The sequence below is a fragment of the Streptomonospora wellingtoniae genome (assembly GCF_031845375.1).
In the GTDB taxonomy this organism is placed as follows: domain Bacteria; phylum Actinomycetota; class Actinomycetes; order Streptosporangiales; family Streptosporangiaceae; genus Streptomonospora; species Streptomonospora wellingtoniae.
In genome coordinates this window covers 78,052-98,256 of sequence record NZ_JAVREK010000011.1, presented here as the reverse complement: position 1 = coordinate 98,256, position 20,205 = coordinate 78,052, and the positions used below count along the sequence as shown (strand labels likewise).

Here is a 20,205-nt window from a genome sequence, read left to right as displayed (position 1 = left end):
CCGCCCGGACCCAGCCGGCGCCCCGCGAGCAACGCGCGGGGCGGGCACGCAGAAACACCCGACCAAGAGGAGACCCGCATGCAGCCCAGCGACGACCCCTACGTCCCCCACCTCGGCGACGACGTCACCCTCACCCACACCGACGGAACCACCACCAGCGGCCACCTGTGGACCGTCCGCCCCGGATACGTCCGCATCATCACCCCCGACGGCGACATGGTCCACGTCGACCGCGACCACATCGCCGACATGGAGCCCGTGCGCTACGGCGTCGGCGACCGCATCCGCATCGACGCCTACGACGGCGTCCACGACGTCACCATCCGCACGATCCTGCCCGGCGCCGTGGGGGTGGCCACCGACGACGGCCGCACCGCCACGCTCCACCTGCCGCCCGCGCCCGGGGTCACCATCACCCACCTGCGCCGCGCCACCCAGGACGAAGTCGACGCGCTCATGGCCAACGCCCGCTGACCCGACCCGCGCCGGGCGGGCCCGCCACCGCCCGGCCACCCACGCACCAGGAGCACCACATGCACGACTACACCCGCATCCCCGCCACCGACCTCACCCCCGGCGACACCATCGCCATCCTCACACCCCCCTACGGCATCGACGCAGGCACCCCCCACCGCACCCACGCCCAACCCACCCCCGACACACCCACCACCACCCTCATCCACCTCGGCCGCAGCTACGGCAACACCGACCTCACCATCGTCAGCCGCGGCAGCGCATCCCGCACCGTCGGACTCACCCTCGGCCCCCGCACCCACGTGTGGCGCCGCCCCGGCACACCCATCGACGTCGACACCCTGCCCGCCCCCTACGTGGAGCACTACCCCCACGGCGACGGCCGCCCCGCAGGCCCGCGGGTGTGCGCCACCTGCTCAGCACCCGCCGACACCGGCCCGTGTGCTGTCCACGGCGCCCACATCACCCCCGACGGGTGGCGGCCCGTGGACCGGTGGGCGGCCCGCGCCTACCGCACCTACGAACGCACCACGAAGGACCGCGCATGAGCACGCACCCCGACCACGACGACTACGACGAGCCCACCTGGCCCGAGGAAGGCGCCGTCGACGAACTCCGCGCCGACGCCGACACCCGAGACCGCACCCGCGCCGAACGATCCGGCCGCTTCACCGAGGACGACGACGGATGAGCGCCGTCGCCGCGGAACTCGCCCGCCTCGCCGCCGCAGCCAACCAACACGCCTGGGACTACGAGCGCACCCAAGCCATCGGCCAAGCGCTCGCCCACGCCGGCGCCACGGGCCAGCCCCGCAACGGATGCAGCTGCCCCCTCGCCCGCCACCTCAGCGCCATCAGCCACCAACGGGTCTACGTCAACGCCATGGAAGTGATCGTCGACGACACCGACGAGATCGACCTCACTGGCGACCTGCGCGCCATCAGCGAATTCGTCCGCGACATCGACGCCCACCCCGACCGGTTCGCCGCGCTGCGCGCCGCCTGACCCTGCGGCCCTGCCCCCGCCGCACCGCTCAAAGGAGAGCCGTTGACCGAGCACACGAAAGAGCCGACCCCCACGGGGGTCGGCTCGTGCTGCCTCGCATCAGGAATCGGCCTCCTGTTTCGCCTGGCGGTGCTCCCGGATCAGCCGCGCGACGTAGTCCGCCGTATAGGCGTGGTCGATCGCACGTGTGATCGCGGCAGGCTTCATGCCCTGCTCTGCGGCCTCCAGGATCGTCGCCTTCAGGTTGTCGGGGGCTTCGCGGTAGGTCCGTGCAGCTTCCGCCAGCTTGACGCTCATCGGGTCACTCATGCCTTTCAGGATGTCACATCACGTACCGGGTTCCCTATTATGACGAACTCAGTTCGTGATCTGGTAACGTGTACTCAGTTCGTACTATACACGCCTACCCCGGAGAGGCACGTGGCCAAGCACGCCTTGTACCGCTTCTACAGCGACAGCGGTCAGCTCCTCTACACCGGGATCACCAACGACCCCGGGCGCCGCTTCACCGAACACGCCAAGGAAAAGCACTGGTGGACCAAGATCCGCGGAATCACCGTCGACTGGTACGACGACCGCGACAGCGTTCTGTCCGCTGAGAAGCGCGCCATTCGCATCGAGAGCCCGCTCCACAACGTCCGCGACAAGCACACTCCCGCGAGCGACGAAGACGAGTTCAGCTACGAGGACCACGTCCACATGAACGCGGCCATCGCCGCCACAGGTGGCCGGCGAGTCGATCAGACCTTCTTCAAGGAAGTCGCCGACCGGGTCGATGAAGCCCTGGGGTTGGGCTACAGCTACCGCGAGATCACCAACGCGGCCGAGGGGTTCAGCTGGGTTGAAGACTCAGTGCTCACCGAGCATCTCCCCGCCTATCCGGGACAACTCGACTCGTCCGAGATCGAGAACCTGAACGACGCGCACACCTACCTCGCGGCGTTCATCCCCTCCGAGATCGAACAGTTCAGCTCGCAGGCCCGCGCCGAGCCGGAGATGGCTCGCGCGCATGCACACGAGTTCACTATCCGCGCCTTCGAGATCGCACAAGACGTCGTGGACGCCGAAGGGCGCGACCTCGAAGCCCTCTCCGGGTTTCTGTCGTCGGTCCGCGACGGTCGCGAGTGCCTCGAATGGGCCCAGCAAGCCACCGGCCGCGACGCAATCTTCCCGCTCCCGATCGACTGCCGCGCAGTTATCGAACTGGCGGTGGCTCGGCGACTTGGCACATGGACACCCCAGAACGCTCCGACGAGCGAGTTCCGCTGGCGCGAACTCGTCCGCCACAACCACTGACCATCCACTACCGGGGGAGACCGAATGGCCTGGGTTCGTCTCAGTGACGACTTCTACGACCACCCGAAGTTCGACAAGGCGGGGTCGCTTGGGATCGCGCTGTTCGCGGCCGGGCTCGCGTGGTGCAACCGCAATCTGACCGACGGCTTCATCCCGCGCAAGACCGCGCTGCGGCTGTTGGATTTCGAGGACGTGGTGGAGGCGGTCCGCAACGCGGACCGTAACGCCGTTACTAACGTTACGGATAACGCGGCCCTAACGCCCGCGATCGCGCGCAACACCGTCCAACTGCTCGTCGACACCGGCCTCTGGCACGAAGTCGAGGGCGGTTACGAGGTCCACGACTACCTGGACTATCAGGGTTCGCGCGAGCAGATCGAAGCGGGTCGCGAGAACAACGCCGCACGTCAGAAGGCATGGCGGGAGCGCCGCAAGGCCGAGCGCGAAGCCAAGAAAAAGGCCGGGGATAACGGGAACCGTAACGCCGTTACTAACGCGTCACGTAACGGCACCGTAACGGGTGCCCCCAACCCCAACCCCAACCCCACGGAAGAAGTACTTCGTACTTCTTCAGACGACGTCGGGGATTCCACGGGTGAGAGTAACGGCGTTACGGACAAAACCGCGGTCCGCGACGACGTCGAGCGCCTCTGCGCACACCTCCAGAAACGCGTCACCGACAACGGCAAACCCGCCCACCTGGTGACCATCACCAAGCGCTGGCGCGACGCCGCCCGCCTGATGCTCGACCGCGACGGCCGCACCGAGGACCAGATCCACACCGCCATCGACTGGTGCCAAGACGACACCTTCTGGATGGCCAACGTGCAGGCCATGCCGACCCTGCGCGAGAAGTACGACACCTTGCGGCTCCAAGCCCAGCGCGACCAGGGACGCCACCTCCAAGCCGTTTCCGGTGGCTACCAGCCGTTCCAGAACCCGACCGACCCCAACGCCTACACCGAGGAGTGGTAACCGTGCCCGACCCGATCATCCGCGTCGAAGACCTCACCGACGACTACGACCCCTACCTGGTCGATGAGTCCCGCGAGCAGGCCGCCAAGCGCATCACCAAGCAGATCCCCCTGCGCTACAAGGACGCCACCGCCGACCACCCCGACATCGCACAGTGGGTCCGCGACATCGTCACCCACGCCGTCACCGAGCAGCGCGGCGTGTGCGTGGCCGTGGAGTCCGGGCCCTCGCTCACCCTGCTCGGGCCCACCGGCACCGGCAAGACCCACCTCGCCTACGGGGCGATGAACGCGCTGGCGGCCTCCGGGGTGCGGCTGCGGTGGGAGATGTCCACCGCCGCCGACATCTACGCGCGGCTGCGGCCGCGCCACCAGGTGGACTCCGAGGCGGAGTTCCGCGAGATCGCGGGCGCCCCGCTGCTGGTGATCGACGACCTGGGGGCAGCGAAAGACAGCGAGTGGACCGAGGAGATCAACTACCGGCTGATCAACCACCGCTACGAGCGGGTCATGCCCACGCTGATCACGTCGAACGTGCCGGTCAACGAGCTGAAGACGAAGCTCGGCGAGCGGGTGAACTCGCGGCTGCGGGAGATGACCTCGCGGGTGGTGCTGGAGGGCCAGGACCGGCGGGGGAGGGCCGCATGAGCGTGAAGCCTGTGGGGATGCCCGCCGACCTGGCGCTGATGCGGGAGCTGGCGGTGCGCGCGAACCGCCGCGGCGTGGAGATCGACACCACCACCAACGAGGAGCGGCGCCGGCTGGTGCTGCGCCACCCGGACTTGGCTGCACGGCTGTGCGAGCAGCCGCTCGCCTTCGCCCGCCCGGAGCAGTGGACGGGCTACATCGCGCCGGCGCTGGATCAGATCGGCGAGAGCATGCTGGCTCGCCGCAACGAGTCCCCGTTTCGGGCGCAGGCCGCGGCGCTCTACGAGGAGGCGCTGCGCCGCGAGGGGGGTGCGCCGTGAGCCCGGCGAAGGAGGCGCTGCTGGAGCGGCTGGAGTGTGAGCGGTTCGCGCCGCCTCCTCCGCCGCCGACCCCGGTGGATGGGCCGTCGGCGTGGATGGTGCGGCAGCGGGAGTTGCTGGCCGCGCTGGAGGGCGACGGGGAGGCGGACGAGTGACCGCGCCGCTGCCTGTCGCCCTGGTGCTCCCGGTCCCGCCGGCTGCGTTGGAGCGCAAGCGCCGCAGCCTCACGTGCCGTGAGTGCGACCGCCCGGTGGGTGCGGGCCGTGTCCGCCACCCCGCCTGTTTGACCGCCGCCTCCGCCCGACGCCGGGCCGAAACCGAAGGAGCCGCACGATGAGCACCCACGTGGTCATGTGGTCCGGCGGGATCACCTCCTGGGCCGCCGCCCGCCGCATCGCCGACACCCACGGCACCGATGGTCTGGTGCTGCTGTTCGCCGACACCAAGGCCGAGGACCCCGACCTGTACCGGTGGAACCGCGACGCGTCCGCGGACATCGGCGTGGAGCTGACCGTGGTCTCCGACGGCCGCACCCCCACCCAGGTGAACGCCGACGAGAAGTGGCTCGGCAACAGCCGGATCGCCCCGTGCTCGAAGCTGCTGAAGCAGCGCCCGTGCCGCCGGTGGCTCCAGGAGCACACCAACCCGGCCACCACCACCGTGCACGTCGGCATCGACTGGACCGAGATGCACCGCATCGCCGCCATCGAACGCGCCTACCAGCCCTGGACCGCATCGGCGCCGCTGTGCGAACCCCCGTATGTCGACAAGCGCGGGTGGATGGATGAGGCCCGCCGCCGCGGCCTCACCCCGCCCCGCATGTACGACCTGGGCTACCCGCACAACAACTGCGGCGGTGTGTGCGTGCGTGCGGGGCAGGCCCAGTGGGCGCTGACCCTGCGCCAGTTCCCCGACCGCTACGCCAAGGCGGAGCAGGCCGAGGAGGAGTTCCGCGGCGAGCACGGGGACGTCGCCCACCTCACCGAGATCCGCGGCGGCATCAAGCATCCGCTGCCGCTGGCGGTGCTGCGCCGCCGCATCGAGGACCGCGACCACGCCCAGCCGCGCATCGACTTCGACGACTGGGGCGGCTGCGGATGCCTGCCCACCGAAACCGAACTGGAAGGAGCCACCCCGTGAGGATCGACCGCATCACCGGCGACGAACTGCGCGCCGCCGCCACCACCGAAGGCGTCACCGGGCTCTACAACTCCGCCCATGTGGCCCGGCGGCTGCCGCCGCCCTACGACCGCGAGCTCGACGCCGCGATCGTCAACGCCTTCGACTGCTACGGCGTGACCGCCACCACCGATCAGGCCGCCCGGATCGCCAGCCACTTCCAGGAGGACACCGAAGACCTCGCACGGTGCGAGGACTGCGACGGGCTCGGCGAGCACGAGCGTCACGACTCCCCGGACACCGTGGAATGCGGATCCTGCCTAGGCCGCGGCGTCCTCTGGCTCAACGGGCGGCCGCTATGACCCACCCCGAAAGGAATCACCCGATGACGGACCGCGCCGCCGAGCTGGAGGCCAAGGTCAGGAGCCTCGCTCACTTCAACCGCATGTATCACCAGGACCGGACCGACGCCTGGGCGCGCATCGAGGAACTGGAGCACGAACTGGAGCAGGCGCGTGAGTCGTCTACGGCCACGGTGGTCGCCCGCTTGTTCGAGGCGATGGGCATCGACGGCCAGTCGCCGCGGGAGTGCGTGGCGCACCTGTGCGAAGAGGTCGGGGAGCTGGCGAAGGCCACCCGCACCGGCGACCGCGCCAACCTCGCCGAGGAGGTGGGCGACGTCGGGATCCTGCTGCACCGCATCGCCGCCCTGTACGGCGTCGACGTCGACCAGGCCATCAGGGAGAAGGCCGCGTCCCGGTTGGAACGGCACCACAACACCGAAGGAGCGGACCGATGACCCCGCGGGAGTCGTTCGCCGCCGTGCAAGAGCTGGCCACCCTCGCCGACGACCACACCGAAGGACTCGACCGCATCCGCGCCCGACTGGACGACCTCGACCGGGCCGAACTCGAAGAGGCGCTGCTGTCGGCCGTCGGGGCGCTGCGTTCCCACTACCGGACCGATGCCGAGTGGCAGGCCGCCGCTCTGCGTGTCGCCGAGTACATGGCCGACACCGACGACGCATGAGGGGCGCACCGGACCGCTGGACCCGGCCCGGTGCGCCGACACCACGAAACCACGGAGGACACCTTGAGCGAGAACCCGACCCGCACCCAGTGGCCGCAAGCCCGACTACTCCAAGACGCCGTCGACAAGGCCCGCGCCGACGACGACCCCCGCATCCGCGCACTCGCCGACCACCTGGACGCGGTCGCGGACACGATGGCGTGGCTCGCCCCCTACCGCGACCACGAAGGCGGACACGGCATGTGGACCACCGCCGAGACGGTCGCCCGCGCGCTGCTGGGAGGAACCACCGATGAGTGAGATCGGCACCTACGACATCACCGGCCTCGTCACCTGCGCCCTGTGCGACTGGAGGGGGCACACCCGCATCGGCGGCGCGTCTGCCGCCGGGCTGCTGACCCTGCACCGCATGGACGCGCACCGCGCCGAGTACCTCGCAGCGCACCCCGAAGCCGCGCCCTACCTGCCCGAGATCGAGGAGACCACCGATGAGTGACCCCAAGACGTGTACCCGCTGCCGGAACCCCATCCCCAAGGCTCCCGATGAGGGCTGGGTGAACAAGGCCCTGCTCCGCAAGCAGGCCATCCGCTACGGGCTGCGATTCAACATGTGGCGGTTCCGCTGGATGCCGGAGGACCCCGGAGACCAGGCGCGCCTCTCGTACACCGAACTCGACCTGTGCAGCCCGTGCGCGGGTGCCGTCTTCCTGTTCGCGCAGGGCAAGGAGGCCGACCGATGAGTGACCTGCGCGACCGCATCGCCGACGCGCTCGCTTCCGCCGCCATGCACCCGGACCCTGACGCGGACTGGACCGACGCGGTGATGGGCGTCGTCGGCCCCGAGATCGCCGCGCGGGAGAACTCCCTCGCAGACATGCGAGCCCTGGAGGCCAAGGCCCGCCGTGAACGCGACGAATCCCGCGCCGCGCTCGCCCGCGCCCGGACCGACCTGGCCGCCGAGATCGACGACATGGACCCCGACCACACCATGCGCAACGGGATCACCGAGCACACCCCGGACCAGGGCCACCCCGGCAACAGCTGGTGGCGGGCCTACTGCGAGGTCGGCGGCATGATGCGCGCACTCGCCGCCATCGACGAAGCGAGGAGCAGCAATGAGTGAGCACCGCCTGCGGGCTGGCAGGAAGGTCCACAGGACCCTCTACGAACAGGCTGGCGACACCGCGTCCGACACGGACACGTTCATCGGGTCGGTCGACACCCCCGAGCTGGCCGCGGAGATCGTGGCCGGCGTCAACGCCGCCAGGGAAGCCGACGCCGGACGCCCGGACCCCGAACTGGAACGGCTGAGCGCCCAGGCCGCGGACCTCTCCGGCGCGGTGTGGGTCCACCCCGGCATCCGCTCCGGCACTCCATGTGTGGGCGGCACCCGCGTCCCGGTGGAGCAGGTGGTGTCCCTGATGGTCAACGTGCCCGCCGATGAGGTCTGCGAGGACTACCCGACCGTCACCGAGGAGGGCGCGCGGGCCGCGCTGGCGTTCGCCAACCGGTTCGTTGACCGCCGCGCCCGCCCCGCCACCGAGACCGACCCGCGCACCGAGGTCGAGGCGCACGCCGGCGGGGACCCCGAGCGGATCGTGCAGGCGTGGGAGTCCGACCGGGCGGAGCTGCGCGCCCTGGTGCGCGACCTCGCCGACCCCGACCCGTGCTGGCACGACCACCACGGCTACTGCCAGGCGCACGGCTGGTTCGAGACCGATCCGCCGTGTCCGCACGGGCGCGCACAGAGGCTCGCGGGGGAGGGCCCCGTGGACGACGAGTAGGAGGCACCCATGACCCCCAGCTACACCCGCGAGGAGATCCGCTCCGGTGCGGGCACACCCGACCCGCGCTGACACAGGCCGCCCCATGACCCAGGGCGGCCCCGCGGCGCGACACAGACGCCACAACACCCCCAACCCACCCAGGGACACCCGGCACCCCCCGAAAGGCCCGCAAATCTCAGTCCCTCAACCCGCAACAGCGAAAGGAAAGCCATGACCCATCGGCCAACACCGCCCGGCACCTCCGGGTGCATCTGCCCCAAGTGCCACCGCGTCTTCACCCGCCCGTCCACCTTCGACAAGCACCAGGACCAAGGCGGCCGCGAAACCGTCTGCCACGACCCCGCCGACCGCGGCATGGAGATCGTCCGCCGCACCATCGACGGACACCCCGTGTGGGGTCACCCCGTCAGCGACGCCGACCGTGACCGGCTCGCCCGCATCAGGAAGGCCGCGTGATGTCGCCGTGGGACACCGCGGCCCCCATCGCCGGCCACCTCTACCGGCGGCTGCCCGACACGCCGCTGTGGGAGTGCTGGACCTGCCGGGCCACCACGCCGAGCCCCATCGAGCACGGGCGGTGGCACGCCTTTGAGTGCCACAGCCTGCCGCGCACACTCCCGCTCGGATGGCGGCGCACCTACCAGACCGACCCCATCACCGGACTCAAGGCAGACACCCTCACCAAGGAGACGACGTGACCAGCTACCGCATGCCCGAGAGCTTTCTCCACGACGAACGCTGCACCGGACCCAGTCCCCTCATGAACGACGGCCCCTGCGGCGCACCACTCGCCACCGGAGCCATCACCCAGGACAGCGACGACGCCTACGCCGCCTGCCACTTCGGCCACGAGAACCGCATCGATATCGACGCGATGCTCGCCAAGTACGCCACCCCGATCGATACCGAGCGCGACAAGCTCACCCGCGTCCGCGTCGTCCTCGACCAGTGGGGCGACGCGGACGGCGACACCAGGCGCCTCGCGCAGGAGATCCGCGCCGCACTCGTGGCGCCGGAAGGGGTCGAGGAGGCATGAGCAGGGGCCGCCCGGTTCCACCCGGACGGCCCCCATGTCTGGCCCCGCAAACCTGATGCCCCCGAACGGGGACACGATCAGCGTAAACCGGCCCGCAGACAAAAACGGGGCCCGCGCCCCCCAGCGCAGGCCCCACCCGAATAACCCCCCACTCACCTGCAGAAAGGAGAAAGCGGTAGGCGCAGACCAGTATAAACGGCAAAAGCCGATCATGGGGGGCGCTGTGAACAGCAACAACACCGTGGAACCCGTCGTCACCGCCGCATGGGCACGCCGACTCGGCGAAACCCGAGCCGACCTCCTCCACATCGCAGACCGGTGGCCCGACCTCTACCAACTCCGCCTCCCCGGCACCGCAACCCGCCACACCACCGGGTACGCCTCGCTGGCCGCACGCCGCGCCCGCGACGCACAGGCCCGCGCCGAACGACGGGACCGCACCACCGACACCCTCGGCTACTCCGCCGCCCCCCTCGACGTCGAAGTCCTCGACACCCTCACCGACATCCTCGTCGGCGCCGACGAGCTCGCCGGCCGCATCGCCGCAACCGCCGGCGCCCCCGTGCTCGACCCGCCGTCCACGGCCTACGACTACGCGGCGATCCGCGGCTACCTGATCCACGCAGGCGACCACCTCGCCGACGCCGCCGACGTCGACCCCGAAGCGCTCGACGACGCACAGGACACCGCCCGGTCCATGCGGCGCAAGCTCGACAAGGCCCTCAACGAGATCGCCGACGGGCACCGGCTCGACACCGTGTGCGCGTTCTGCGGCGGCGCCACGCCCGAGGCTCCCGCTGGCGGGGAGCGCACCCTGGTGGTGCGGGTCGTGGTCGACCAGCTCGTCATCGTGTGCGCCAACGCGCTGTGCAGCCCGACCTCGGCGGACTGCGGGACGTGGGTGCGCGGCCGCCCGGCATGGCCCGAGGCCGAATGGGAGTGGCTGAACAAGAGACTTGACATGCCCGCTTGAGCTGGAGTTGCGCGAGTTATCCACAGGCCTTATCTTGATCGCAGGAGAGGTGTCTCCAGATGACCGTGCATGGCCCGGCTTATCCGCCGGGCCTTTCGCGTGTCGGGGCCTGTCCTCGGCTGCAGCTAAGCTCCGGCGAAACAAAGCCCCCGCGGGTGCAGTAACACCCCGGAGGCGCGGCCGATCTGGCAAGGAGACCGACAAGTGCACGGTACCCCGCGCGGCTCTCGCGAAGAAGACCAGTTCCATACCTGCGAAGCCCGCCACTGCCACGAGCCCATCTGGAAGCCCCTCAGAGTTCCCTTCTGCCATGAGCACGTACTCGCTTGCTGGGCGCTGATCGAAGAAGAGCGCGAACTCACCGACCGCAGCGCTGAATACCTGAGGAAGCAGCACCGGGCTGCGGAGGCACGGGACCGCAAGAAGCGGGACCAGAAGATGCGAGCCGAGAACCCGGCCGCGGCCAAGATGCTGGATGACTTCTTCGAAGACCTGCAGCGCGGCTACATCTACTACCTGCAGATTGGCGACTACCTGAAGATCGGGTACACGCAGAGCCTCCATGAACGGCTCCGCTCATATCCGCCCAATGCCGAACTGCTGGCCGTCAATCGCGGGACCGAGGACGACGAGAAGAAGGTCCACGAGAAGTTCGCCGCCTACTGCGAGTCCGGACGCGAGTGGTACCGCGACGTCGAGGAGATTCGCAAGCACATCGCCAAGGTCAAGGCGAAGCGGCGCGACGTGAAGCAGCACGAGATCCCGAAGGCGCGCCGAGGGAACAGCAAGGAGCGGCAGGCCATTCGCCCGCGCAACTCGGGTTCGCACGCCATCTGATCAGAACAACTGGAGGTGGCCCGGTGAGCACCTGCTCCCGGGCCTTTCGTAGCGCGAAGGCTCAACCGAATCCGTTGAGATCACGGCGCAGCTTGCTGACCGCTTCCTTCACCGTTGCGGCCGACTCCGACAGGGACTCCCAGCCGGCCTCCCACGACGACTGCAGATCCTTCGCGGCGCGCGCCTGGGCCAGCTGCGAGTAGACCTGAGCCCGCGCCACGTCGCCCGCATCCAGCGCCGCTAGGGCGAGGTCGCCCAGCTTGGCCGCGCTGTGATGGGCGAACCGCTTCTGCTCGCCGCTCACCCGGCGATCCGCTTCAAGATGTAGCGCGACGCCCGCCCCGTCACCGACGTGTGCGGATCCGGGTCGATCGCCACCAACTCCCACCCCTCACGCCCGAGCTGGTTCAGCTCGCTCTCGGGATTGCGCAGCTTCGTCACCACCTTGTACTCCCACGCCGGACGGTGCGGCTTCGGCGGCTGCTGCGGGTAGGGCTGCTGCCACTGCCCCTGAGGCGGGGGCGGCTGCTGGTTGCCGAACATCATCACGACCTCCCTTGGCTATTGGCAGAAGCCTAGGCCCGCCACAGGAACCCGAGGGGTGATGGCCGATGGCGGACACCAACCAGCTGGAGCAGTACTGGAAGTACGGCCAAGGCGCACTCCGTATCAGGTGGGGCACGAGCGGCGACTTCACCCGCTGCGAGCGCGCCCTCGACAAGCACGTGGGTTCAGCCAGGGCCAAGCGCATATGCGCGCAGTGGCACAAGGACGTCAACGGGTTCTGGCCCGGATCCAAGAAGAACGTGTGATGGCCCGCGCATGGCAGGGTTCGACCCGCAATCAGGAATGGGTGCCGCGCGCCACACGCGCAGCCGTCATGCTCCGCGACGAAGGACTGTGCCGCATCCAATACGAGGGCTGCACGGTGGAGGCGGCCGAGGTCGACCACGTCACACCCGTCGCCCGAGGCGGCACCCACGACATGGGCAACCTGCAGGCCGCCTGCGCATGGTGCAACCAGCAGAAGAACCGGCACGAGAACCCTGGCTGGAAGCGCCCTCCGACACGCAGGCCGAAGGAGCAGCATCCCGGTCTGGCGTGATCCGGCACGGAGGTGGGGGTGCCTCCCTCCCCGGGGGGCCCTGCTCGCCGGAGAAGTGCTGGTCCTCGCGGTGTGTGTGACTCTGGCGGAATCGCAGGCAGGCGGCCTCAGGGTGCCCGCGAGGCTTGGCGGCGGTGCCGTCCCGGTGTGGTTTCGACCCCCGGTGGCGTCAGGGCGTTCTGACGGCTCCACTCAACCGTGACTATCGCATAAGAGCAGGTCATAGCGAGAAACCGTAACATTTGCCTAGACTGTGAGTATGACTCGGACCTGCGCGAACCCCCGGTGCGGCGCCCCGCTGGGCGGGTTCCGCCGTGCGCAGACGAAGACGTGCTCGAACAGGTGCCGCATGGCCGTCTCCCGCGCCCGCGCCCAGGCCGCGTTCCCCGCACAACTGCGCGAGGCCGACCGGTGGGTGACCCACGACGAGGCGAAGCGGCCGCTGACCCCCGACGGTGGCCCGGCATCCGCCACCGACCCGGCCACATGGTCGCCCTATGCCAGGGTTCGCTCGCGCGCCCGCAGGGGATTCGTCCTGGCGGGCGACGGGATCGTGTGCATCGACCTGGACCACTGCATCGGCGCCGGCGGGGAACTGTCGCCGCTCGCGCAGGCGCTGCTGGAGCGGTGCCCGCCCACCTACATCGAGGTTTCGCCCTCGGGCGACGGCTTGCACGTGTGGGGCCGCGGCGAGGTGGTGCGCGGCCGGCGCATGCGCCGCCGCGGCGGTCCGGTCGAGCTGTACGGCTCGGGCCGCTACATCACGGTGACCGGAAAGCCCCACGGCGGGGCCCCTGCGGTGCTCGGCGACCTCTCCGGCGCCATTCGCTGGCTGACGACCTAGCGCACCCCGCAACGGGGGCGCTGACCCCCGGAACGGGAGTGGATCATGGCTGGGAAGGGCTTCGCGCCCAAGGAGACGCTGTCGCGGCCCAACGACGCGCGGCGGCGCGAGAGGGAGACGCGGTCGGTGACCGCCGACGGGCGGGCCCGCGGCCCGAAGCTGCCCGAGGATGTGCTGCCGGGCGGCGAGGAGTGGCACCCGCGCACGGCCGCGTGGTGGGAGACCTGGCGCAAGAGTGCGCAGGCGACCACGTTCGGCCCCACCGACTGGGACTTCCTGCTCGACACCGCCCTGCTGCACCACGTCATGTGGACCAAGGGCAAGTGGGAGTTCGCCTCCGAGGTGCGGCTGCGCGCCGCGAAGTTCGGAGCGACCCCTGAGGACCGGATGCGGCTGAAGATGACCGTGGACGACCCGCAAGGCGCCGGCGGCAAGAAGCCGGCCGCCCCGGCGGGCACGGTCACCGAGATCGCGTCGCGGCGCGCCCGCCTGTCGGAGTAGCGGTGCCGCGCACACTGGCGCGGGCCCCCGACCACGACCGGTCGCGGTCGCTGGGATGGTTGGCGCTGGCGTGGATGGAGGCGCTCGTTGTCCACGGGCCCGGGGACGTGCAAGGCGAGCCGGTCCGCCACGGCGACGAGTACTCGGGGTTCGTGGCCGACTGCTACGCCCTCGATGAGCGCGGCCGGCTGCTCTACGACTCGGCGTTCTTCTCTCGCCCCAAGGGCGCGGACAAGTCCGGGCTGGGTGCCCGCCTGGCGCTGTTCGAGGCGTTGGGTCCGTGCCGCTTCGCCGGGTTCGCCCAGGGCGGGGAGGTCTACACCGACCCGTGGGGGCTGGGATTCACCTACGCCTACGAGCCGGGCGAGCCGATGGGCCGCCACGTCGTCACCCCCTACATCCGGATCATGGCCACCGAGGAGGGCCAGACCGGCAACGTCTACGACAGCGTGCACTTCAACCTCGACACCGACGAGGACAACCCGCTGTCGGTGGTGTGCTCGCGCCACGAGGTGGGGCTGACGCGGATCCTGCTGCCGGGCGGCGGCGAGATCATGCCCTCCACCGCGTCCTCGGCGTCGAAGGACGGCGGGAAGGAGACGTTCGTCGTCTTCGACGAGACGCACCTGTACAACACGCCGGAGTTGCGGCGGATGTACAACACCGTCACCCGCAACCTGCGCAAGCGCAAGAAGGGCGCGGGGACGTGGTTCCTGGAGACCACGACGATGTTCGCGCCGGGCGAGGAGTCGGTGGCCGAGTCCACGTTCGAGTTCGCCGAGAAGCTCGCCGAGCGCAACGAGGACGGGACGCCGAAGTACAAGCGGCTGCGGCACCGCCTGGTCTATGACCACCGGTGGGGCGAGTGCGACGACCTGACCGCCGAGGAGGCGCTGCGCACCGCCGTGCTGGAGGCGTTCGGCGAGGCCATCGAGTGGAACGACGTGGAGGGGATCGTGGACGAGTTCCACGACCCCCGCAAGGACGTCGACGACTCCCGCCGCTACTTCTTCAACGCCCGCACCAGCGCGTCGGACGCCTGGGTCAACGCGGATGCGTGGCGGGCCTGCTTCGACGCAACCAAGGTGGTCGCCGACGGCGAGCGGGTGTGCCTGGGCTTCGACGGGTCCGTCAAGGACGACTCGACGGCGCTGGTGGCGTGCCGGGTCTCCGACGGGCACCTGTGGCTGCTGGGGTGCTGGGAGAAGCCGCCCGGGCCTTCGGGGGAGGGGTGGCAAGTGGACCGCGAGGAGGTCCACGACACCGTCATGGCGGCGGTACAGCGCTACGAGGTCATCGGGATGTATGCGGACCCGGCGCACTGGCAGGACTACCTGGACCGGTGGCAGGCGGCTTTCGGGCGGCGGATGCGGATCAAGGCGACGCAGGCGCGGCCCCTGGAGTGGTGGACGAACCGGCCCACCGCGATGGTGAAGGCCACCGAGCGGCTGTTCGACGCGATCGTGGACCGCGATGAGACGCAGCGGTGCTCGCACGGGCCCGATGAGAGCGGCGGGGACGTGCTGAGCCGCCACGTGCTGAACGCGCGCCGACGCATGGCCGGGAAGGTCGGTCTCACGATCGCGAAGGAGCACGCCAAGTCCCGGCGGAAGATCGACGCGGCGATGGCGGCGATCCTGGCCTATGAGTGTCGCTCGGACGCGGTCGCGCGCGGGCTCGCACGATCCAAGCACCGGTCGCGGCGCCGCGCCGGCGGATTCTAATCGAGGGGGTGGAGCGTGGCGGAGCCCACTGACCTGTCCCCGTTCGAGTGGCTGGCCCGGTTGGGGCCCAAGCTGGTGGAGCGCAGACCGAAGATCGACTACTGGCGGCGCTACTACGAGGGCCACCACGACCTTCCGGCGGGGCCCTCCCAGCACAAGGAAGCGTTCATGCGCTTCCAGAAGAAGGCGCGGACGAACCTGTGCAAGCTGGCCGCCGAGAGCATGGTGCACCGGATGCGGGTGGTGGGCTACCGCGACGCCGGATCCCGCTCCCAGACCGACAACCCCGTCTGGCGGTTGTGGCAGCAGGCGCGGATGGACGCCCGCCAGTTCGGGTTGTGGCGCAAGGCCTCCCACCTGGGGTCGTCGTATCTGATCGTGGGGGTGGACCCGCGGGATTCGTCGCGGCCGCTGGTGACGATCGAGGGCCCGGACACGGTGATCGTGGAGTGCGACCCGGCTGATCCGATGCGGCGCCTGGCGGCGCTGCGGCTGTGGCACGACTCGATCGCGAACCGGTGGATGGCCACCGTCTACCTGCCCGGGCAGCGCCACCACTGGCAGTCGGCGAAGGAGACGAAGAAGGCCTCGGGCCGGATCTCCTGGCGCCCTGAGGCGTGGCGCAAGCGCGACCTGCCCACCCGGTCGCTGCCGGAGGTCCCGGTCATCCCCTTCGTCAACGCCGACGAGGGCGAGGAGGGGGCCGCGGAGTTCGACGTCGGCATCGACGTGCAGGACCGGCTGAACCTGACCCTGCTGAACCGGCTTTCAGCGGAGCGCTACGCCGCCTACCGGCAGAACGCGCTGCTGAACTACGTGCCCGACGAGGACCCGGTGACCGGGGAGAAACTGGCGCCGTGGAAGCCGGGCACCGACCAGATCTGGACAGTGCCGCCGGGCGAGCCGGGCGACCCCGAACCGAAGATGGTGTCGCTGCCGCAGACCGACACCTCGCAGATGCTGCAGGCCGTCGAGGCGGACATGCGGGCGTTCGCCGCGGTCACGCTGACGCCCGTGTACTACCTGCCGGGCGATCTGATCAACATCTCGGCGGACTCGGTGGCCGCACTGGACGCCGGCCATGTCTCCAAGATCGAGCAGCGCCACGCCCAGTACGGGGAGGGGCTGGAGGAGGCCCTGTCGCTGATGGCGCACGTGGCCGGACTCGACTTGGACCTGTCATCCTCGGAGGTGGTGTGGGCGCGGCCGGAGAACTTCAACCCCGCGCAGATGGCCGACTACGCCACGAAGCTGCGCGGGGCCGGGTATCCGCTGCCGATCGTGGCCGAGCGCATCGGCGACACCCCGCAGCAGGTGGCGCAGCTGCGCAGCGAGATGGCGGCGGACTCGATCCGCACCCGACTGTCCGGTGCCGGGCAGCGGCAGGCCGCGCCCGGGGGCGCCTCTGCGGACACCCGGGGCGAGCAGTTGGAGCTCGGCTCGGGTGAGCAGGAGTGACACCCGAGGAGTTCGCGGCCGCGCGCCGCAGCCTCACCGACGAGCTGATCGCCGCCCTGGTGGAGCTGTTCCAGGCGCTGGGCGCCTGGCGCGAGCCGGACATGGAGGCGTTTCGCGCCCAGGCGGTCCCGGCGGTGCAGGCGGGCCAGCGCGAGCTCGGCGCGCTCGCCGCGGCGTTCATGGCCGACCAGGCGACCCAGGCACTGGGTTATGGGGTGGCGCCGCCGCCGATCCCCGATGCGGCCCTGGTGGGCCTGCGGCGCGGCGCCACCCCGGAGGAGGTGTACCGGCGCCCGTTCGCCACCATCTACGCCCACCTCGCCGGGGGCGAGGCCCTCACCGAGGCGGTGGAGCGCGGCCAGACGCGGCTGGAGGAGGTCGTCGAGGCCGACCTGCAGCAGACCTACGCCCATGCGGTGCAGGCGGCCATGGAGGCCCTGGAGGTCGCCGAGGACGACCAGCCGCAATTCTGGCGGCGCGTGCTCATGGGCGAGGAGAGCTGCGCCCTGTGCGTGATCGCCTCCACCCAGCGCTACCGGGTCGAAGACCTGAACCCGGTCCACCCCGGCTGCGACTGCGAGGTCCGCCCCCTGTTCGGCGGCGACCCCGGCCAGGTGATCGACCCTGACCTGCTGGATCGGGTGCACGCCTCGGTGGAGGAGCTGACCGGCGAATCCGACCGGGGCGGCCGCGCCACCGACTACCGGCAGCTGATGGTGCGAATGACCCGCGAGCACGGCGAACTAGGGCCGATGCTCGTGCGCCCGCGCGACAACTTCACCAGCGCGGACGACCTGTAAGCGCCCGGCCCCGCAACGGGGCGGGCGGATCCCGGAACGGGAGAACCCTTTGAGTGAAAACGAGTCCGCCGGCGCACCCGAAACGGGGGCCGAGGGCGGCGAAACCACCACGACAACCTCGACCGAGGCGCCTGCCCAGCAGCGGGAGTCCGAGGGCGGGTTCGACGCCACCCCGTGGCAGGAGCTCGCCGAGGAGACCGGGCTGTCTCCGACGCAGATCCGCAAACGGCTGGAGCACGCCCGCACGTGGGAGCAGCGCGCCAAGGACAACAAGTCGGCGGCTGACGAGAAGCAGACGCTGCAGCAGCAGGTCGACGAGCTGCGCGATCAGATGACCCAGCGCGACCTGGCCGATGTCGAACGCAACGGCAAGCTGGCGATGACGCAGGTCGAGAGTCAGCTCGCTGAGCGCGGGATCAAGCCCGAGGACGCCAAGGATCTGCTCTCCCAGATCGACCCGACGCGGCTGCTGGCTGACGGCGACGTCGACACCAAGGCCGTGAAGAAGCTCGCCGAGTCGCTGACGAAGGTCGCGGGCCGGGCCACACCCGACCTCGACCAGGGCCAGCGCGGAGGCGACGGCCCCACTGACATGAACAACTGGATCCGGCGCAAGTCCGGACGCCCCTGACTGACAACCACGCCAGCGGCACGGAGCCCGCTGCGCTGGGCAAATGGAGGTAAACCGTGCCGTATGACAACGTGACCAGCCGCTCGGATGCCGAGTCGCTCATCCCTGAAGAGGTCTCCCGGGAGATGCTGGGCAAGGCCGTGGAGGACTCCGCGGTGCTGCAGCTGTTCCGGTCGATCCCGGTCTCCCGTAAGAGTGTGCGGTTCCCGATCCTCTCGGCGCTGCCGGTGGCCTACTGGGTCAACGGCGACACCGGTCTCAAGCAGACCACCGAGATGGCGTGGACGAACAAGCACCTGCAGATCGAGGAGATCGCCACGATCATGCCGGTGCCCGAGAACGTGTTCGAGGACATCGAGGTCAACGTCTGGGACCAGGCCGAGCCCTACATCCGCGAGGCGTTCGCCCGGGCCCTGGACGACGCCGTGTTCTTCGGGTCCAACGCGCCCGCCAGCTTCCCCACCAACGTGGTGGCCGCGGCCACTGCGGCCGGCAACACGGTGGCCGAGGGGACCGCGACCGCGGCCGAGGGCGGGTTCATGGGCGACCTGGACAACCTCCTCGCCGAGGTGGAGGAGGACGGGTTCGACGTCTCCGGGTACGTCGCCGCCCGGTCGGTGCGCCGCAACCTGCGGGCAGCCCGCGACACCAGCGGGCAGCGGACCGACGTGGGGCGCGTCAACGGGGACCTGTCCTCGATCGACGGCGCCCCCGTGTACTACCCGATGCGCGGCCTGTGGCCGACCGGCGGCGCCGCGGGCTCCAATGTCCGCATGATCGCCGGCGACTGGATGGGCCAGTACGTGGTCGGGGTCCGCCAGGACATCACGTTCAAGCAGCTCGACCAGGCAGTCATCCAGGACAACACCGGCGCGATCGTCTACAACCTGGCACAGCAGGACATGATCGCGCTGCGGGTGAAGTTCCGGGTGGGCTGGCAGGTCGCCAACACCATCAACAACGACCAGCCGGCCGAGGCCAGCCGCTACCCGGCTGCGGTCCTGACCTACTGACAGGAGGTGTGACCATGGCAGACACCGCACCGCTGCAGCGGGTCCTGACCGCCGGGGTTCCAGCCGTGTCCACCGCCGGCGACGACGAGGACACCGTGATCGCCCAGGCCCCGTTCGATTGCACCGTCGTGGCGGTGGAATACGTGCCCGAGGCCGCGATAACGGGGGCCGACGGCAACAGCCGGGCCGTGAGCGTGGTGAACAAGGGGGCCGACGGGGCCGGGGCGACCGAGGTCGCCGCGCTGGAGTTCGCGTCGGGCACTGACGCCTCCGCCAACGACGAAACCGCGCTGGCCCTGTCGGGGACCGCGGCCGATGCGGACCTGGACGGGGGCGACACGCTGCAGTGGCGGTCGCTCGCCGTCGGGACCGGGATGGCCGACCCGGGCGGGCTGGTGCGCGTGACCGTGGAACGCCGATAGGAGGACGCTGTGACGGAGAAGAGCAAGGTCGTCCCGATCGCCGACGGGGTCGAGCACGGGTTCTACGGGGACGCGCGCGAGGACGACCCCAACCACCAGTACACCGTGGCCGGGCAGGCGGGGGCCACCGCGAAGGTCACCGACGCGCCCGCCGCGACCAAACCCAAGGAGACCAAGCGCTCCGAGGGCAAGCAGTAGCAGGGGGTGCG

The 20,205-nt window shown here is 70.2% G+C and carries 37 protein-coding genes; 34 read left to right on the top strand and 3 right to left on the bottom strand.

All coding sequences use genetic code 11. The annotated features are described in order from the left end of the window. The first annotated feature begins 78 nt into the window (after positions 1–78). Genes RM446_RS12530 through RM446_RS12515 form a run of 4 tightly spaced genes read left to right on the top strand, consistent with a single transcriptional unit; the run spans position 79 to position 1,479 of the window. On the top strand, positions 79–474 hold the full coding sequence (locus RM446_RS12530) for a hypothetical protein (protein WP_311545426.1): 396 nt from the start codon (positions 79–81) through the stop codon (positions 472–474). 59 nt (positions 475–533) lie between these two features. Beyond that, complete coding sequence (locus RM446_RS12525; RefSeq protein ID WP_311545425.1) at positions 534–1,022, top strand: hypothetical protein; 489 nt, start codon at positions 534–536, stop codon at positions 1,020–1,022. Further along, positions 1,019–1,165, top strand: a complete 147-nt coding sequence (locus RM446_RS12520; protein ID WP_311545424.1) for a hypothetical protein — start codon at positions 1,019–1,021, stop codon at positions 1,163–1,165. Before RM446_RS12525 ends, RM446_RS12520 begins: the two co-directional genes overlap by 4 nt. Further along, complete coding sequence (locus RM446_RS12515; RefSeq protein ID WP_311545422.1) at positions 1,162–1,479, top strand: hypothetical protein; 318 nt, start codon at positions 1,162–1,164, stop codon at positions 1,477–1,479. The genes RM446_RS12520 and RM446_RS12515 overlap by 4 nt, the downstream gene beginning before the upstream one ends. Positions 1,480–1,578: 99 nt before the next feature. Here the strand turns inward: RM446_RS12515 and RM446_RS12510 are convergent, their stop codons facing one another. Then, positions 1,579–1,788, bottom strand: a complete 210-nt coding sequence (locus RM446_RS12510) for a hypothetical protein (protein ID WP_311545421.1) — start codon at positions 1,786–1,788, stop codon at positions 1,579–1,581. A 111-nt stretch (positions 1,789–1,899) separates the two neighbouring features. Between RM446_RS12510 and RM446_RS12505 the strand changes: the two genes are divergently transcribed. From RM446_RS12505 to RM446_RS12415, 19 genes are all read left to right on the top strand, one after another. Next, complete coding sequence (locus RM446_RS12505) at positions 1,900–2,775, top strand: GIY-YIG nuclease family protein (protein WP_311545420.1); 876 nt, start codon at positions 1,900–1,902, stop codon at positions 2,773–2,775. Between the two features lie 24 nt (positions 2,776–2,799). Then, positions 2,800–3,750 carry a hypothetical protein gene (locus tag RM446_RS12500; RefSeq protein WP_311545419.1) on the top strand — a complete coding sequence of 317 codons (951 nt, stop codon included), beginning with the start codon at positions 2,800–2,802 and terminating at the stop codon, positions 3,748–3,750. A gap of 2 nt (positions 3,751–3,752) precedes the next feature. Then, positions 3,753–4,397, top strand: a complete 645-nt coding sequence (locus RM446_RS12495) for an ATP-binding protein (RefSeq protein ID WP_311545418.1) — start codon at positions 3,753–3,755, stop codon at positions 4,395–4,397. Continuing rightward, the gene (locus tag RM446_RS12490) at positions 4,394–4,717 is read left to right on the top strand and encodes a hypothetical protein (protein WP_311545417.1); all 324 of its coding nucleotides are present in this window, start codon (positions 4,394–4,396) and stop codon (positions 4,715–4,717) included. The genes RM446_RS12495 and RM446_RS12490 overlap by 4 nt, the downstream gene beginning before the upstream one ends. Then, complete coding sequence (locus tag RM446_RS12485) at positions 4,714–4,872, top strand: hypothetical protein (protein WP_311545416.1); 159 nt, start codon at positions 4,714–4,716, stop codon at positions 4,870–4,872. Before RM446_RS12490 ends, RM446_RS12485 begins: the two co-directional genes overlap by 4 nt. A 178-nt stretch (positions 4,873–5,050) precedes the next feature. Beyond that, positions 5,051–5,857, top strand: a complete 807-nt coding sequence (locus RM446_RS12480; RefSeq protein ID WP_311545415.1) for a hypothetical protein — start codon at positions 5,051–5,053, stop codon at positions 5,855–5,857. Continuing rightward, positions 5,854–6,198, top strand: a complete 345-nt coding sequence (locus RM446_RS12475; RefSeq protein WP_311545414.1) for a hypothetical protein — start codon at positions 5,854–5,856, stop codon at positions 6,196–6,198. Before RM446_RS12480 ends, RM446_RS12475 begins: the two co-directional genes overlap by 4 nt. Before the next feature lie 23 nt (positions 6,199–6,221). Next, the gene (locus RM446_RS12470) at positions 6,222–6,635 is read left to right on the top strand and encodes a MazG nucleotide pyrophosphohydrolase domain-containing protein (RefSeq protein ID WP_311545413.1); all 414 of its coding nucleotides are present in this window, start codon (positions 6,222–6,224) and stop codon (positions 6,633–6,635) included. Then, positions 6,632–6,865: a hypothetical protein gene (locus RM446_RS12465; protein WP_311545412.1), complete on the top strand. Its 234-nt coding sequence runs from the start codon at positions 6,632–6,634 to the stop codon at positions 6,863–6,865. Before RM446_RS12470 ends, RM446_RS12465 begins: the two co-directional genes overlap by 4 nt. Positions 6,866–6,928: 63 nt before the next feature. Continuing rightward, positions 6,929–7,165, top strand: a complete 237-nt coding sequence (locus tag RM446_RS12460; protein ID WP_311545411.1) for a hypothetical protein — start codon at positions 6,929–6,931, stop codon at positions 7,163–7,165. Further along, positions 7,158–7,361 (top strand): hypothetical protein, encoded by a 204-nt coding sequence (locus RM446_RS12455; protein ID WP_311545410.1) that lies wholly within the window; start codon positions 7,158–7,160, stop codon positions 7,359–7,361. The genes RM446_RS12460 and RM446_RS12455 overlap by 8 nt, the downstream gene beginning before the upstream one ends. After that, entirely contained in the window at positions 7,354–7,605 is a 252-nt protein-coding gene (locus tag RM446_RS12450; RefSeq protein ID WP_311545409.1) for a hypothetical protein, read from the top strand. The genes RM446_RS12455 and RM446_RS12450 overlap by 8 nt, the downstream gene beginning before the upstream one ends. Further along, on the top strand, positions 7,602–7,988 hold the full coding sequence (locus tag RM446_RS12445; RefSeq protein ID WP_311545408.1) for a hypothetical protein: 387 nt from the start codon (positions 7,602–7,604) through the stop codon (positions 7,986–7,988). The genes RM446_RS12450 and RM446_RS12445 overlap by 4 nt, the downstream gene beginning before the upstream one ends. Beyond that, positions 7,981–8,649: a DUF433 domain-containing protein gene (locus RM446_RS12440; protein WP_311545407.1), complete on the top strand. Its 669-nt coding sequence runs from the start codon at positions 7,981–7,983 to the stop codon at positions 8,647–8,649. Before RM446_RS12445 ends, RM446_RS12440 begins: the two co-directional genes overlap by 8 nt. Before the next feature lie 213 nt (positions 8,650–8,862). Further along, a complete protein-coding gene (locus RM446_RS12435) occupies positions 8,863–9,108 on the top strand; it encodes a hypothetical protein (protein ID WP_311545406.1) in 246 nt (81 codons plus the stop codon). Continuing rightward, complete coding sequence (locus tag RM446_RS12430) at positions 9,105–9,350, top strand: hypothetical protein (protein WP_311545405.1); 246 nt, start codon at positions 9,105–9,107, stop codon at positions 9,348–9,350. Before RM446_RS12435 ends, RM446_RS12430 begins: the two co-directional genes overlap by 4 nt. Continuing rightward, positions 9,347–9,688 carry a hypothetical protein gene (locus RM446_RS12425; protein ID WP_311545404.1) on the top strand — a complete coding sequence of 114 codons (342 nt, stop codon included), beginning with the start codon at positions 9,347–9,349 and terminating at the stop codon, positions 9,686–9,688. Before RM446_RS12430 ends, RM446_RS12425 begins: the two co-directional genes overlap by 4 nt. 223 nt (positions 9,689–9,911) lie before the next feature. Further along, the gene (locus tag RM446_RS12420) at positions 9,912–10,661 is read left to right on the top strand and encodes a hypothetical protein (RefSeq protein WP_311545403.1); all 750 of its coding nucleotides are present in this window, start codon (positions 9,912–9,914) and stop codon (positions 10,659–10,661) included. A 204-nt stretch (positions 10,662–10,865) separates the two neighbouring features. Then, entirely contained in the window at positions 10,866–11,498 is a 633-nt protein-coding gene (locus RM446_RS12415) for a GIY-YIG nuclease family protein (protein WP_311545402.1), read from the top strand. Positions 11,499–11,559: 61 nt separating this feature from the next. Here the strand turns inward: RM446_RS12415 and RM446_RS12410 are convergent, their stop codons facing one another. Next, positions 11,560–11,802 carry a hypothetical protein gene (locus RM446_RS12410; RefSeq protein WP_311545401.1) on the bottom strand — a complete coding sequence of 81 codons (243 nt, stop codon included), beginning with the start codon at positions 11,800–11,802 and terminating at the stop codon, positions 11,560–11,562. Continuing rightward, positions 11,799–12,044 (bottom strand): DUF4177 domain-containing protein, encoded by a 246-nt coding sequence (locus tag RM446_RS12405; protein WP_311545400.1) that lies wholly within the window; start codon positions 12,042–12,044, stop codon positions 11,799–11,801. The genes RM446_RS12410 and RM446_RS12405 overlap by 4 nt, the downstream gene beginning before the upstream one ends. A 65-nt stretch (positions 12,045–12,109) precedes the next feature. On the opposite strand from RM446_RS12405, the gene RM446_RS12400 reads away from it, so the two are divergent. The 11 genes from RM446_RS12400 to RM446_RS12350 all read left to right on the top strand — a co-directional run bounded on the left by RM446_RS12400 (position 12,110) and on the right by RM446_RS12350 (position 20,194). Continuing rightward, positions 12,110–12,310 carry a hypothetical protein gene (locus RM446_RS12400; RefSeq protein WP_311545399.1) on the top strand — a complete coding sequence of 67 codons (201 nt, stop codon included), beginning with the start codon at positions 12,110–12,112 and terminating at the stop codon, positions 12,308–12,310. After that, positions 12,310–12,603 (top strand): HNH endonuclease, encoded by a 294-nt coding sequence (locus RM446_RS12395; RefSeq protein ID WP_311545398.1) that lies wholly within the window; start codon positions 12,310–12,312, stop codon positions 12,601–12,603. The genes RM446_RS12400 and RM446_RS12395 overlap by 1 nt, the downstream gene beginning before the upstream one ends. A gap of 349 nt (positions 12,604–12,952) precedes the next feature. Then, complete coding sequence (locus tag RM446_RS12390; protein WP_311545397.1) at positions 12,953–13,447, top strand: bifunctional DNA primase/polymerase; 495 nt, start codon at positions 12,953–12,955, stop codon at positions 13,445–13,447. A 45-nt stretch (positions 13,448–13,492) separates the two neighbouring features. Further along, positions 13,493–13,948, top strand: coding sequence for a phage terminase small subunit (locus RM446_RS12385; protein WP_311545396.1), 456 nt, complete (start codon positions 13,493–13,495; stop codon positions 13,946–13,948). Positions 13,949–13,950: 2 nt separating this feature from the next. Beyond that, positions 13,951–15,672, top strand: a complete 1,722-nt coding sequence (locus RM446_RS12380; protein ID WP_311545395.1) for a hypothetical protein — start codon at positions 13,951–13,953, stop codon at positions 15,670–15,672. Positions 15,673–15,687: 15 nt separating this feature from the next. Beyond that, positions 15,688–17,130 carry a phage portal protein gene (locus RM446_RS12375; RefSeq protein ID WP_311545394.1) on the top strand — a complete coding sequence of 481 codons (1,443 nt, stop codon included), beginning with the start codon at positions 15,688–15,690 and terminating at the stop codon, positions 17,128–17,130. Beyond that, positions 17,127–17,930, top strand: coding sequence for a VG15 protein (locus tag RM446_RS12370; protein ID WP_311545393.1), 804 nt, complete (start codon positions 17,127–17,129; stop codon positions 17,928–17,930). The genes RM446_RS12375 and RM446_RS12370 overlap by 4 nt, the downstream gene beginning before the upstream one ends. A 49-nt stretch (positions 17,931–17,979) precedes the next feature. Then, on the top strand, positions 17,980–18,561 hold the full coding sequence (locus RM446_RS12365; RefSeq protein WP_311545392.1) for a hypothetical protein: 582 nt from the start codon (positions 17,980–17,982) through the stop codon (positions 18,559–18,561). Positions 18,562–18,617: 56 nt separating this feature from the next. Further along, positions 18,618–19,574 carry a phage major capsid protein gene (locus RM446_RS12360; protein ID WP_311545391.1) on the top strand — a complete coding sequence of 319 codons (957 nt, stop codon included), beginning with the start codon at positions 18,618–18,620 and terminating at the stop codon, positions 19,572–19,574. A gap of 14 nt (positions 19,575–19,588) precedes the next feature. Next, positions 19,589–19,996: a hypothetical protein gene (locus RM446_RS12355; RefSeq protein ID WP_311545390.1), complete on the top strand. Its 408-nt coding sequence runs from the start codon at positions 19,589–19,591 to the stop codon at positions 19,994–19,996. Positions 19,997–20,005: 9 nt separating this feature from the next. Then, complete coding sequence (locus RM446_RS12350) at positions 20,006–20,194, top strand: hypothetical protein (protein WP_311545389.1); 189 nt, start codon at positions 20,006–20,008, stop codon at positions 20,192–20,194. Positions 20,195–20,205: the final 11 nt, after the last annotated feature.